Genomic DNA, 12,921 nt, shown 5'->3' on the forward strand with positions numbered 1-12,921 from the left:
ATCATGAAAGTCCTGGTCTTCCACATCGGCGGCGACCGCTACGGCTTGCGGCTGACCAGCATCATGCGCGTGCTGCCGCTGCTGGAATTGAAGCAATTGCCGCTGGCGCCAGACCATGTGGCCGGCCTGATGGACCTGCACGGCACGAGCGTGCCGGTGATCGAACTGTCGCGCCTGGCCGGCTTGCCGGCGGCGGCCGACCATTTCGACACCCGCATCGTGATCGTCGACTACCGCGGCCCGGATGGCGTAGCCCATCCGCTGGGTTTATTGGCCAGCCAGGTGCGCGGCATCCGCGACATCGCACCGGCGGCGCTCAGCGACAGCGGCGTGCTGTCGGCGCCCTTCCTCGGCCAGGTGGCCAGCGATGCCGACGGCATCCTGCAATTGATCGAACTGGAGCAATTGCTGCCGGCGGCGCTGCGCGCGATCCTGTTCCAGCCGGCCCCGGCCAGCTCCGCCGGCGAGGCGGCGGCATGAGTATCCAGTCGCTGCTGCGCCAGGCCAGCGGCCTGAGCGTGTCGAAATCGGTGGCCGAACGGGCCGTGCGGCAGCGCATGGAACACTACCATTTCGCCGACATCGACGCTTACCTGGAAGCGCTGACGCCGGGCGAACTGAGCCAGCTGATCGAACTGGTGGTGGTGCCGGAATCGTGGCTGTTCCGCGACCCGCAAGCGTTTTACGCGAGCGTCGAACTGGTGCGGGAACGCTGGTCGCAGCAGCGCATCACGCGCATCCTGACGATTCCCTGCGCCGGCGGCGAGGAACCGTATTCGATGGTGATGGCGCTGCGCGACGCCGGCGTGCCGAAAGAGGCGTTCAGCATCGACGCCTACGACCTCAGTCCGGCCTGCATCGAACGGGCGCAGGCTGGCGTATATGGCCGCAACGCATTCCGCTCGCAAGACCCGGCCTTCCGCGAACGCTACCGCGACCGTTATTTCACGCATGTCAACGAGGATGACTACCGCATCCTCGACTCCTTGCGGACCCAGGTCAAGTTCAGGCAAGGCAACCTGCTGCACTTCGACACGGCCACCTACGCCAAATATTACGACGTGGTGTTTTGCCGCAACCTGCTGATTTATTTCGACAAGCCGACCACCCGCAGCGCGATCGCCAAGCTGTCGGCGCTGCTGGCCGACGACGGCATGCTGCTGGCCGGTTATGCAGAAGTGCCGTCGTTTTGCCAGAACGGTTTTACGCCACTGCAGCACCGCCAGGCGTTTGCGCTGAAAAAAGACTCCGGTGTGCCGGTAGTCGCGGAAGCGCCCAAACTGCCCCTGCCGAGGAGCAGCCCCGCACCACGGCCGGTATTGACATCGGTGCCGCCAACGGTGCCTGGCGTCCCCCGCGCCGCGCCGCCGCAGGCCAAGGCCAAGGCCAAGGCCAAGGCCGTGGCCGTGGCCATGCCGGCGCAGCAAACCGCCGCCAATGACGATCTGCTGCAGCAGGCGCGCCGGCTGGCCGACCTGGGCCGCTTCAAGGAAGCCGGCGAACAATGCCACGCCCACCTGGCCCGTCATCCGGACGGCAACGGCGCCGCCGACGCTTATTTCTTGCTCGGCATCTTGAATGAACACGGCGGCAAGATGGACCTGGCCGAAGACTATTGGCGACGCTGCATTTATTTGCAACCCGACCATTACGATGCGATGTGCCATTTGGCGCTGCTGGCCGAAAAAAACGGCAACCGCACCGCCGCGGCCAACCTGAAAGCCCGCGCGGCGCGCATCTACCAGCGCCGGCTAGCCACGTAAGAACCCACCATGACGATACCCGCCTCCCCGATCGAGACGCTGGTCACCATCACCGATTGCTGGAACAGCATCGGCGTGGTCGGCGACCAGAGCTGCGACAAACTGGTCCAGCATATACACTGCCGCAATTGCGCCGTGTATGCCGACGCGGCGCAGCGCAATTTGCAGCGCGTGGTCGGCGACGACTACCAGCAGGAATGGGCCCGCCATTTCCGCGCCGGCAGCGCCGCGCGCGACCAGAGCGACAGTTCGGTGCTGGTCTTTCGCATCGGCCGCGAATGGCTGGCGCTGCCGACCAAAATCTTTCTGTCGGTGGCGCCGCAAGCCAAGCCGCATGTGCTGCCGCACCGTGGCGGACGCGGCCTGACCGGCATCGTCAATGTCGGCGGCAAGCTGTATCCGTGCATGTCGCTGGCCACGCTGCTCGGCATCGACGAGCACGATGTGGCGCCGGTCAAGGGCCGCCACACCTTTGCGCGGCTGCTGCTGATGACCTGGGAAGAGCAAACGTTCGCGCTGCCGGTGGCCGACTTGCACGGCATCGTGCGTTATGCGTCGAGCACGATGCAGTCACCGGCGGCGACCATCAACAAGGGCTTGTCGCGTTTCCTGTCGGGCGTGATCAGCCATGACGACATGCACATCGGCTGCCTCGACGCGGCGCTGATCGGCCACCAACTTGCGAGACTGTTACGATGAGCCAGGACCAGAACGGTGACCTCAGCAATTTCTCGATGCTGGACTTGTTCCGCATGGAGGCCGACAGCCAGACCCAGTTGCTGACCGACGGCTTGCTGGCGATGGAGCGCAGCGCCGGCGACGCCGGGGCGGTCGAGTCGATGATGCGCGCCGCCCACTCGATCAAGGGCGCGGCGGCGATCGTCGGCCTGGACGTGGTGGTGCAACTGGCGCACGGCATGGAAGACAGCTTTGTCGCGGCCCAGCACGGCTTGCTGAAACTGACGCCGGAACGGGTCGACGTGCTGCTGTCCGGGGTCGACCTGATCATGCAATTGTCGCGCCTCGACGATACCGGCGCCGAAGTATGGCTGCTCAAGAACGCGGCCCAGATCGACCGCACGCTGAACGCCATCGCGACCCTCGCCGACTTGCCGGAATTGCCGGCCCTGCCGCCGCCGGCCACGCCGCAGAAAGCCTCGCCGGCCGCGTTCCGCGCTGTGGAAACCGTACCGGCTACCGTACCGGCTACCGCACCGGCTATCGCGCCGGAGGCCGTGCCGCAAGCCGCGCCGGAAAACCCACCTGGCACGCCCGCGCCAGCGCCTGAAGAACCGGCCAGCGCGCCGCGCGCGGCGCAAAAAGGCCAGGCGCAAAACTTCGACCGGCTGCTGTCGCTGGCCAGCGAATCGCGTATCAATGCCCATTTGATGCACCCGTTCATCGCCTCGCTGCAACGTTTCAAGCGCAACCAGAGCAGCCTGTTCGCGGCGGTCGAACAATTGCATGAAGCCATTTCGCGTTCCGACGACGCCGGCCTGAAAGAAAAATCGCTGCTGGCGCTGCAAAAGACCCAACCGCTGAAACAATTCATGCTGGAACATATCGCCGACATCGAAACCTATGAGCGGCGTTTATTGTCGGTATCGAAAGGCATGGTCGATGAAGTGCTGGCGCTGCGCATGCGCCCTTTCCGCGACGGCATCAACGCATTTCCGCGCATGGTGCGCGACCTGGCGCGCAGCTTGGGCAAGGACGTGCAGTTGCAGATCGATGGCGAAGACACGCTGGTCGACCGCGACATCCTGGCCAAGATCGAAAGTCCGCTGAACCATATGCTGCGCAATGCGATCGACCATGGCATGGAAACGCCGATGGAACGGATCGAGGCCGGCAAGGAACCGTTGGGCACGATACGGATGGACGCAAAACACCGGGCCGGCATGCTCAGCATTGAAATCAGCGACGACGGGCGCGGCGTCAATCTGGAAAAAATCCGCCAGTCGGTGATCGGCCGCAAGATGGCCAGTCCGGCGATGGCGGCCGCGCTGTCGCCGTCCGAGTTGCTGGAATTTCTGTTCTTGCCGGCCTTTAGCCTGAAGGAATCGGCCAATCAATTGTCCGGGCGCGGCGTCGGCCTCGATATCGTGCATGAAACGATACGCCAGCAAAACGGCACGGTGCGCCTGGAATCCGATCCGGGCCGGGGGTTCCGTGCCTTGATTACCTTGCCGCTGACGCAATCGATCGTGCGCGCGCTGGTGGTCGATATCAAGGGCGAGGCCTACGCGATCCCCATCGTCAAGGTGGAAAGTGTGGTGCGGGTGCCGCAAGCGGCGATCCACACGCTGGAAAACAAGCAATTCTTCGACCTCAAGGGCGAGCACCTCGGGCTGGTGTCGGCGGCACAAGTACTGGAACTGGGCGACAGCGACGCCGGCATGGACGAATTGCCGGTGGTGGTGATCGGGCGCGGCAAGCAAAGCTACGCGCTGGTGGTCGACCAGATCCGCGGCGAGCAAAGCCTGGCGGTGCAGGCGATCGACCCGATTTTCGGCAAGATGCGCGACATTTCCGCCGCCGCCCTGCTCGACGATGGCGAACCGGTGCTGATACTCGACGTGCCCGATTTGCTATTATCGATAGAGAAATTGCTGCACGAGGGCGGCCTGCACCGGCTGGCCCGGGCCGACCAGTCGGACCGGCGCAAGATGAAACGCATCCTGGTGGTCGACGATTCGCTGACGGTGCGCGAAATGGAGCGCAAGCTGTTGCAGGCGCGCGGTTTCGAAGTCGATATCGCGATCGACGGCATCGACGGCTGGAACGTGGTGCGCAGCGGCGAGTACGACCTGGTCATTACCGACGTCGACATGCCGCGCATGGATGGCATCGAACTGGTGTCGCTGATTAAAAAGGATTTGCATTTGTACAAGCTCCCCGTGATGATCGTATCGTACAAGGACCGCCCGGAAGACCGCGCGCGCGGCCTGTCGGCCGGCGCCGATTATTATTTGACCAAAGGTAGTTTCCACGATGAAACACTGCTCGAAGCGGTAGCCGACCTGATCGGGGATGCGCGCCGATGAAGATCGCGATTGCCAACGATGTCGCGATGGCGGCGGAAGCGCTGCGCCGGGTGGTCGCCAGCACCCAGGAACACCAGGTGCTGTGGATCGCCCGTACCGGCCAGGAAGCGGTCACGATGTGCGCCGAGAACCGGCCCGACCTGATCCTGATGGACTTGAACATGCCGGAAATGGATGGCGTCGAAGCAACCCGGCTGATCATGGAGCAAACGCCGTGCGCCATCCTGGTGGTCACCGGCCGGCCGCAAGACAATGTCAACCAGGTATTCCGCGCGCTGGGCGCCGGTGCGCTGGATGTCACCGCGACGCCGGTATTGCAAGGAAAACCAGGCGGCGATATCGAATTATTGACCAAGATCAAGACTATCGGCAAGCTTATCAGGCATAGTGGCAGCGACGATGGTCCGCTGCCAAAATCGGGCTGGGGTAATCTGCCGGAACGGCGCGACAGCCAGGTCACGATGCTGGTGGCGATCGGCGCCTCGACCGGCGGCCCGTCGGCGGTGGCCAGGGTATTGGCTGGCTGGACCCCGCCGCCCGGCTGCGCCATCGTGGTGGTGCAGCACATCGATGAAACCTTTGCATCGCATTTCGCCAAATGGCTGGGCGACCAGTTGACCATCCCGGTGCGGGTGATCGCCGATGGCGATGAACTGGTGGCCGGCACGGTGCTGATCGCCAAGACCAACGATCACTTGGTGCTGGATCAAAATTATCGCTTGAGTTACGATGCTGCACCACGGGATTATGTGTACCGGCCATCGGTCGATGTGTTCTTCCACTGCGTGGCCTTGCACTGGCGCGGCGACGCGGTCGGCATTTTACTGACCGGCATGGGCCGCGACGGCGGCGAAGGTTTGCTGGCCTTGCGCCGCGCCGGCAAAAGCACTATCGCGCAAGACCAGGCCAGCAGTGCCGTGTACGGCATGCCGCGCGCGGCGGCCGAGCTCGATGCGGCACAGTTAATATTACCGTTAGATAAGATCGGCCCCAGTTTGCGCAGCAGGGCCGGCGGCAAGCCATGAATAATCTGCACAGTCAGCAATAATGAAAAGGCAATACCGGGCGTCCGCCGCCCGCACTCACCTCTGAAGAGAGTCTAGATGTCCGATATCACTACGAGCAACGCTCAGCAAGACCCGGCCCTGATGGATTTCAAAGTCTGTGTATTATTGGTGGATGACCAGTTGATCATCGCGGAAGCAATCCGCCGCATGTTAAGCGACCAGCAAGACATCGAGTTCCATTATGTGACCGACGCTGCGCAGGCGCGCACTACCGCGATCAGCCTGCAGCCGACGGTGATCTTGCAAGACCTGGTGATGCCCGGCATCGACGGCTTCGGTTTGATCCAGCAATATCGCGAGACGGAAGAATTGAACCATACGCCGGTGATCGTGCTCTCGGCCAAGGAAGATCCAAAACTGAAGGCGCACAGCTTTGCCGTCGGCGCCAACGATTACGTCGTCAAATTGCCGGACCGGCTGGAGTTGCTGGCGCGCATACGCTACCACTCGGCGGCCCATATCAGCCGCTTGCAGCGCGACCAGGCATTCCGCTTCTTGCGCGAAAGCCAGAAAAACCTGGCCGACGCCAATATCGAACTGCAAAAACTGGCGGCGCTGGACGGCTTGACCGGCATCGCCAACCGGCGCCGCTTCGATGAAGTGCTGCAATTCGAATGGCAGCGCGGCCAGCGCGAGCAAGAAGCGTTGAGCTTGCTGCTATGCGATATCGATCATTTCAAGAATTACAATGATACTTTTGGCCATCTGGCGGGCGACCTGTGCCTGAAGAAAGTGGCGGCGGTGCTGACCGAGCACCTGAAACGCCCGGCCGACCTGGTTGCCCGTTACGGCGGCGAGGAATTTGCCCTGGTATTGCCGGGGACTGAACTGGCTGGCGCGCTGGTGCTGGCGGAAGCGTGCCGGCGTCACCTGGAAGGCCTGGCGCTGGACAATCCGCAAGCGCTGCCGGCGGGCATCGTCACGATGTCGATCGGCGTGGCGCGCATCGTGCCATCGCCGTCGTCGAGCGTGGAGCAACTGATCCACCTGGCCGACCAGGCCTTGTATGCGGCCAAGCGCAATGGCCGCAACCAGGTCGGTAACGCGGCCGAACTGCCGGAAACTTCAAACGAAAAAATTTAACCTAGGATCGTTACATGAGCACACAACTGGACAATGTCAGCGTCGTCAAGAAATCGAATGTCTATTTCGACGGCAAATGCGTGTCGCACAACGTCATCTTCCCTGATGGCACGAAAAAAAGCGTGGGCGTGATTTTTGTCTCGTCGCTGCGTTTTAATACCGGTGCGCCGGAAACCATGGAAATCGTGGCCGGCAAATGCAAGGTGCGCCTGGCCGACAGCGAAGTGTGGACCAGCTACGAAGGCGGCCAGCAATTCCAGGTGAGCGGCAATTCCCACTTCGATATCGAAACGGTCGAAACGCTGGACTACGTTTGCCACTTCGGCTGATCAGCCTGACAGGATGACGCTCGCTACAGTGTCATCCCTGTTCTCCATCGTCACACAAAAATCGGTTCCGGCGACAACAGCACGCCATAACGAGCCGACACATCGTGCTGGATCGCCTGCGCCAGGTCCGTAATATCGGCCCCGCTGGCACCGCCGTGATTGACCAAGACCAGGGCTTGCTTGGCATACACGCCAGCCGGCCCCAGGCTTTTGCCCTTCCAGCCGCATTGATCGATCAGCCAGCCAGCCGCCAATTTTTCCGTGCCGTCGGGCTGGGCATGGTGCACCAGCGCTGGAAATGTTTCCAGTAAAGCTAGACATTGCTCGCGCGATACCACCGGATTCTTGAAAAAACTGCCGGCATTGCCGATCACCGCGGGATCGGGCAATTTGCGGCGCCGGATCGCGATCACGCTCCGTGCCACCTGCTGCGCGCTCGGCGGCTGTTCTCCCTGTTCCGCCAGCGCCTGCGCCAGCTCGGCGTAGCGCAGATTGGCCGACCATTGTTTAGGCAAGGCAAACGTCACGTCGAGGATCACCCAGCCGCGCCCTTCGGCTTGCTTGAAGATGCTGTCGCGGTAAGCAAAACGGCAAGCGTCGCCCGTCATCGTAAACGTGGTGCCGCGCTGGCTGTCGAATACAGTCACGCTGTGCAACACATCCTTGATTTCGACGCCGTAGGCGCCGATATTCTGGACCGGCGCGGCGCCGACGGTACCCGGGATCAGGGACAGGTTTTCCAGCCCGCCCAAGCCTTGCTCCAGCGTCCAGCACACAAAACCGTGCCAGCTTTCGCCGGCCGCCGCGCGCACGTAGGTGTATTGGTCGTCGTTGCCGGCGATCTCCATGCCGCGTATCGCCATATGTAATACCAGCCCGGGAAAGTTGCCGGTCAGCACGATATTGCTGCCGCCGCCCAGCAGCAGGCGCGGCAACGCGGCCAGCACCGGATCGGCCAGCGCGGCCTGCAAATCGGCCAGCGATATGACCCGCAGATAAGCGTGGGCGCTGGCGGCGATACCGAAGCTGTTCAGGGACTGGAGCGGGAAATTGTGCTGGATGGGGAGCTGTGGATGCATGGCGTACCGATATTTTTGCTTGATTATAGAGCGAAACACACAAAAAACCAGCTCTGGACAAGGGCAGCCCGCCCGTTGTCCGTTAAAATGTCGCATCTTTAACGCGGCTGCGCCATTCTTGCAAGAATATGCGCGGCCCGGCGCGCTGAATCTACGCGCCCGCCACACACAAAGGAATAGACCATGCCGTCATTTGATGTAGTTTCCGAAGCCGATATGATCGAAGTAAAAAACGCCGTCGAGCAAGCCAACAAGGAAATCTCGACCCGTTTCGACTTCAAGGGCAGCGATGCGCGCGTCGAACAAAAGGAAAACGAATTGAGCGCTTTCGCCGATTCCGATTTCCAGCTGAGCCAGGTACGCGACGTGCTGACCAATAAACTGGCCAAGCGCAAGGTCGACGTACGCTTCCTTGACGAAGGCGATATCAAGAAAATCGGCGGCGACAAGGTCAAGCAAATCATCAAGATCAAGAATGGCATCGAGACCGACGACGCCAAGAAAATCGTGCGCGTCATCAAGGATAGCAAGATGAAGGTGCAAGCCAGCATCCAGGGCGAAGCCGTGCGCATCACCGGCGCCAAGCGCGACGACTTGCAGGCCGCCATGGCGATGCTGCGCAAGGACGTGCCGGACATGCCGCTCGAATTTAATAATTTCCGCGATTAATCGCAAAATAGCAATCTGTGCGCAGAATACCAATCTGTGCGACCAGCCTCGGGGAGCCTGCCTGCATAAGGTAGAATTGAGGCTGCGCAAAGTTCGTGCACAGCGCCTGCCGCCTATGATGGCAGCGGGGGCAAACGCACATCTGGCTCAGTGATAACCACGGTAGTCTAAGGATAGCAATGAAACGTGTTGATGATTTCCGCCTGAGATTTGGCAAAAAAGAATATGTGCCCATCATGATAGGCGGAATGGGTGTGGATATTTCCACTTCGGAGCTGGCGCTGGAAGCGGCCAGATTGAACGGCATCGGCCATATCTCGGATGCGATGGTGGAAGATGTTTCGGATCGCCGCTTCGATACCACTTTTGTCAAAGACAAGACGAAGCTGTACAAATTCAACATCAATAATAGCGACAAGGCGGTGGTCCAGTTCGACCTGGGCCGCCTGGCGGAAGCCCAGCGCTTGCACATCGGAAAGACCATGGAAGCGAAAAAAGGCGATGGCCTGATTTTCGTCAATTGCATGGAAAAGCTGACCATGAACGGCCCGCGCGAAACCTTGCGCGTGCGCCTGAACGCCGCGCTGGACGCCGGCATCGACGGCATCACCCTGTCGGCCGGCCTGCACTTCGGCTCGTTCGCCTTGATGGCGGATCACCCGCGTTTCCGCGACGCCAAGCTGGGCATCATCGTCTCGTCGGTGCGCGCGCTGCAAATCTTCTTGCGCAAGAACGCCAAGCTCGACCGTTTGCCTGACTTCATCATCGTCGAAGGGCCATTGGCCGGCGGCCACCTGGGTTTCGGCATGGATTGGGCAAATTACGATTTGCATATCATCACGGCGGAAATCCTTGCCTACCTGAAAGCTGAACAGCTCGATATCCCGCTGATCGCCGCAGGCGGCATCTTTACCGGCAGCGACGCGGTATCGTTCCTGGAAGCAGGCGCGGCCGGCGTGCAAGTGGCCACCCGCTTCACCATCACTCACGAATGCGGCTTGCCAGCCAAGGTCAAGCAGGAATACGCCAAGGCCCAGGAAGAAGACATCATCGTCAACGGCGTGTCGCCGACCGGCTACCCGATGCGCATGCTGAAAAACACACCGGCCATCGGCGCCGGCATCCGTCCGGGCTGCGAATCGTACGGCTACCTGCTGGATGCGACCGGTAATTGCGCCTACATCAATTCCTACAACCGCGAAGTGGCGGCCCATCCGGAACAAAAGACCGTGGTGGTGATGGACAAGACGTGTTTGTGCACGCATATGCGCAATTTCAATTGCTGGACTTGCGGCCATTACACCTATCGTTTGAAAGACACGACACACAAGCTCGACAATGGCGATTACCAAATCCTCAGCGCCGAGCACGTCTTCAAGGATTACCAGTTCAGTGTCGACAACCAGATCGCACTGCCTGAAAAAGAAGTCCAGGGCTGAATCTGGCCATAAAAAACCGGCATACGTTTTGCAGCGTATGCCGGTTTTTTTATGTCTGCACGATCAGCAAGCGATGCCGGTCAGCCGTGGACGAAGCGCAGTCCCTTGCCCAGCGTGCATTGGAATACTTGCGCGGCTGATAGCGGCTGATACGTCACCGGTGACAAGGAACGCACCGTCACGGTTCCGGTATCGTCGGGCAGCGCGCGGTATTGCACCAACTCAAGCACCGTCGTGCCATCCGCACGTACCGTCAGGTGCTGATTGGCAAAACCAATATTCTTGCCAGCGACTTCGAAGAAGTCACGTATCGCCAAGCCACCGGACAAGGCCCGCGGCGCGGCGGTGCTGGCCGGATTCTGGCATTCGGCAGGGCTGAAGATCGCGGTAGTGGCCACGCCGGCAAAGAGTTGGGTACGCAATTGCTCGTACTGGCTGACGGGCTCGGCTTTGACAACAGCGATACCCAGCAAAAGATTAGTTGCCAATATAATAGCAAGGGATAAACGGATACGCACTTGATGTTTCCTCCATTCAATAAAGTATAGAAATATGCGATAGCCGTGATGGCCCTGTCAATGGATAGAAAGCAAGTTTGCCATGATTGAATGAAACCCGATCAAGGTCAAATACTGAAGTTTTTAAAAAAAATACGCCAATAGAATCAATTGGTGATTTTTCAATCTTTTTTATCAATAATAATAGCGGGTCAATCGAAAATTTGATTGATCAAAATTAACTGATAAAAAAGGAAAAGATGGGAATTCATCAAAATGTCGTCCTGCGTCGTTGCTTCTGGTTCGCCTTATTCAGCGCCAATCTATTGGGTGTAAGCCAGGCTGTAGCGGCGGATACGCCCAAAAGCTGGATCACGCTCGGCGACGCCGCCTACGCCCAGTTACAAAAAGCGGCGCCGTTAGCGATTGCCAGGGAAAGCCGGCTGATACAGGCAGGCACAAGCAGTCTGTCGGGCAGCGAAAAAGTTCACCTGGTCGAAGTCGACGACCAGCAGATGCGCCTGCTGTCGGCGGCGATCCACCAGGAACTCAAACGTTGCGGCGGCTTCATGTATCACGCCAGCGAAAGCGCCGGCAAGCAGGCATTGACAAAAGCCCCGGCCAGCCTGGCCGCATCGAGCCGGCCATCGTATGCGATCGACCAGCAGGCGCTGGTGACACCGGTACTGGCTCAAATGCAAGATAGCAACATCGCCCAAACCATCGTCGACTTGTCCGGCTTCACCAACCGCTACTACAACACCAGCGGCGGCGTGAATGCTTCCAATTGGCTCAAGCAAAAATGGAGCACCATGGCAAGCGGGCGCAGCGATATCAGCGTCAGCCAGTTTACCCATGCCGGCTACTCCCAGAAATCGGTGATCCTGACGATCAATGGCAGCGACAATGGCGCCGAGGTAGTGGTGCTCGGCGCGCACCTGGACTCCATCAATCAAAACGGTTCCGGCGAAAGCATGCGGGCGCCGGGCGCCGATGACGATGCCTCCGGCATCGCCAGCATGACCGAAGCATTGCGCGCGATGCTGGCAAATGGCTATGTTCCGCGACGTACCATCAAATTGATCGCCTATGCGGCCGAAGAAGTCGGCTTGCGCGGCTCGCAAGAGATTGCGCAAAACTTCAAGGCCAATAATGTCAATGTGGTTGGCGTGATGCAGTTGGACATGACCAATTACAAAGGTTCGCCGAACGATATTTATATCTACACCGACTATACCGACAGCCAGCAAAATGCCTTTGCCGTGAAACTGATCAACACTTATTTACCGACGCTGAGTATCGGCTACGACACTTGCGGTTACGGCTGCTCCGACCATGCCTCCTGGACAGCGCAGGGTTATGCCGCCTCGATGCCATTTGAAACCGCGTTTTCGCAAGACAATCCGCATATCCACAGCGCTAACGACACTTATGCCAACTCCGGCAACCAGGCGCTGCATGCATTGAAATTTGCACGCCTGGCGGCCGCGTATGCGATCGAGCTGGGCAGCGATGGGCCAGGAGCCTTGCCGCCGCCGGACAAGGTCGAAACCTTCAGCGGCAGCCTGGCCAAGAACCAAAAGAAAACCTTCGGTCCGTTCAAGGCGGCAGGCGGGAGTTTCAAGGCAGTGCTGAGCGGCAGCGGCGACAGCGATTTGTATGTGCGCAAAAATACGGCGCCGACCACCACCAGCTACGATTGCAAATCGGATGGTCCAAGCAGCGCGGAAACCTGCAGCATCAGCCTGGCAGTGAACGGGGATGTGTATGTATTGCTGAACGGCTACGCGACGACATCGTCGTATACGCTGACGGTGACTTATCCGCCGCAATAAAGAAGCAAGTTGGATTCGCCGGGCCGGCCCGGCGTCATAAAAGGGGGAGCAGGCCTGCGGCCTGCTCCCCCTTTTATGTTTTTCACGCCAGCCGGTTACGCATAAAAATCCGC

12 protein-coding genes are annotated in these 12,921 nt (G+C 60.0%); 10 read left to right on the forward strand and 2 right to left on the reverse strand.

Annotation, left to right across the window (positions count from 1 at the left end; translation table 11 throughout):
- Positions 1-3 precede the first annotated feature (3 nt).
- The 7 genes from GJA_RS18110 (at position 4) to ppnP (ending at position 7,289) form a co-directional block, all read left to right on the forward strand.
- Positions 4-480: a chemotaxis protein CheW gene (locus GJA_RS18110; RefSeq protein WP_038494936.1), complete on the forward strand. Its 477-nt coding sequence runs from the start codon at positions 4-6 to the stop codon at positions 478-480.
- Positions 477-1,763, forward strand: a complete 1,287-nt coding sequence (locus GJA_RS18115) for a CheR family methyltransferase (protein WP_038494939.1) — start codon at positions 477-479, stop codon at positions 1,761-1,763. The genes GJA_RS18110 and GJA_RS18115 overlap by 4 nt, the downstream gene beginning before the upstream one ends.
- Positions 1,764-1,772: 9 nt before the next feature.
- Complete coding sequence (locus GJA_RS18120; RefSeq protein ID WP_038494942.1) at positions 1,773-2,462, forward strand: chemotaxis protein CheW; 690 nt, start codon at positions 1,773-1,775, stop codon at positions 2,460-2,462.
- Positions 2,459-4,810, forward strand: coding sequence for a hybrid sensor histidine kinase/response regulator (locus GJA_RS18125; protein WP_038494945.1), 2,352 nt, complete (start codon positions 2,459-2,461; stop codon positions 4,808-4,810). The genes GJA_RS18120 and GJA_RS18125 overlap by 4 nt, the downstream gene beginning before the upstream one ends.
- Positions 4,807-5,835, forward strand: coding sequence for a chemotaxis-specific protein-glutamate methyltransferase CheB (cheB, locus tag GJA_RS18130; protein WP_038494947.1), 1,029 nt, complete (start codon positions 4,807-4,809; stop codon positions 5,833-5,835). The genes GJA_RS18125 and cheB overlap by 4 nt, the downstream gene beginning before the upstream one ends.
- 78 nt (positions 5,836-5,913) lie before the next feature.
- Complete coding sequence (locus GJA_RS18135; RefSeq protein ID WP_051781076.1) at positions 5,914-6,960, forward strand: diguanylate cyclase; 1,047 nt, start codon at positions 5,914-5,916, stop codon at positions 6,958-6,960.
- 14 nt (positions 6,961-6,974) lie between these two features.
- Positions 6,975-7,289 (forward strand): pyrimidine/purine nucleoside phosphorylase, encoded by a 315-nt coding sequence (ppnP, locus tag GJA_RS18140; protein WP_038494950.1) that lies wholly within the window; start codon positions 6,975-6,977, stop codon positions 7,287-7,289.
- A gap of 50 nt (positions 7,290-7,339) precedes the next feature.
- Here ppnP and murB read toward each other — a convergent pair whose 3' ends face one another.
- Positions 7,340-8,368: a UDP-N-acetylmuramate dehydrogenase gene (murB, locus tag GJA_RS18145; RefSeq protein ID WP_038494953.1), complete on the reverse strand. Its 1,029-nt coding sequence runs from the start codon at positions 8,366-8,368 to the stop codon at positions 7,340-7,342.
- A gap of 183 nt (positions 8,369-8,551) precedes the next feature.
- On the opposite strand from murB, the gene GJA_RS18150 reads away from it, so the two are divergent.
- Together GJA_RS18150 and GJA_RS18155 are read left to right on the forward strand one after the other, a co-directional pair.
- The gene (locus tag GJA_RS18150; RefSeq protein WP_038494955.1) at positions 8,552-9,037 is read left to right on the forward strand and encodes a YajQ family cyclic di-GMP-binding protein; all 486 of its coding nucleotides are present in this window, start codon (positions 8,552-8,554) and stop codon (positions 9,035-9,037) included.
- 179 nt (positions 9,038-9,216) lie between these two features.
- Positions 9,217-10,476 (forward strand): nitronate monooxygenase, encoded by a 1,260-nt coding sequence (locus GJA_RS18155; protein WP_038494958.1) that lies wholly within the window; start codon positions 9,217-9,219, stop codon positions 10,474-10,476.
- A gap of 80 nt (positions 10,477-10,556) precedes the next feature.
- Here GJA_RS18155 and GJA_RS18160 read toward each other — a convergent pair whose 3' ends face one another.
- On the reverse strand, positions 10,557-10,994 hold the full coding sequence (locus GJA_RS18160; protein ID WP_038494961.1) for a VirK family protein: 438 nt from the start codon (positions 10,992-10,994) through the stop codon (positions 10,557-10,559).
- 239 nt (positions 10,995-11,233) lie between these two features.
- Here GJA_RS18160 and GJA_RS18165 point away from each other — a divergent pair, with 239 nt between their 5' ends.
- A complete protein-coding gene (locus tag GJA_RS18165; RefSeq protein ID WP_038494963.1) occupies positions 11,234-12,808 on the forward strand; it encodes a M20/M25/M40 family metallo-hydrolase in 1,575 nt (524 codons plus the stop codon).
- Positions 12,809-12,921: the final 113 nt, after the last annotated feature.

Source organism: Janthinobacterium agaricidamnosum NBRC 102515 = DSM 9628, assembly GCF_000723165.1.
GTDB lineage: Bacteria > Pseudomonadota > Gammaproteobacteria > Burkholderiales > Burkholderiaceae_D > Janthinobacterium > Janthinobacterium agaricidamnosum.

Excerpts from the sequence above, each read along its gene's own strand:
- GJA_RS18165 (WP_038494963.1), top strand. The coding sequence starts at position 11,234 with ATGGGAATTCATCAAAATGTCGTCCTGCGTCGTTGCTTCTGGTTCGCC.
- GJA_RS18155 (WP_038494958.1), top strand. The coding sequence starts at position 9,217 with ATGAAACGTGTTGATGATTTCCGCCTGAGATTTGGCAAAAAAGAATAT.
- ppnP (WP_038494950.1), top strand. The coding sequence starts at position 6,975 with ATGAGCACACAACTGGACAATGTCAGCGTCGTCAAGAAATCGAATGTC.
- GJA_RS18150 (WP_038494955.1), top strand. The coding sequence starts at position 8,552 with ATGCCGTCATTTGATGTAGTTTCCGAAGCCGATATGATCGAAGTAAAA.
- GJA_RS18110 (WP_038494936.1), top strand. The coding sequence starts at position 4 with ATGAAAGTCCTGGTCTTCCACATCGGCGGCGACCGCTACGGCTTGCGG.
- GJA_RS18115 (WP_038494939.1), top strand. The coding sequence starts at position 477 with ATGAGTATCCAGTCGCTGCTGCGCCAGGCCAGCGGCCTGAGCGTGTCG.
- GJA_RS18125 (WP_038494945.1), top strand. The coding sequence starts at position 2,459 with ATGAGCCAGGACCAGAACGGTGACCTCAGCAATTTCTCGATGCTGGAC.
- GJA_RS18120 (WP_038494942.1), top strand. The coding sequence starts at position 1,773 with ATGACGATACCCGCCTCCCCGATCGAGACGCTGGTCACCATCACCGAT.
- GJA_RS18135 (WP_051781076.1), top strand. The coding sequence starts at position 5,914 with ATGTCCGATATCACTACGAGCAACGCTCAGCAAGACCCGGCCCTGATG.
- murB (WP_038494953.1), bottom strand. The coding sequence starts at position 8,368 with ATGCATCCACAGCTCCCCATCCAGCACAATTTCCCGCTCCAGTCCCTG.
- cheB (WP_038494947.1), top strand. The coding sequence starts at position 4,807 with ATGAAGATCGCGATTGCCAACGATGTCGCGATGGCGGCGGAAGCGCTG.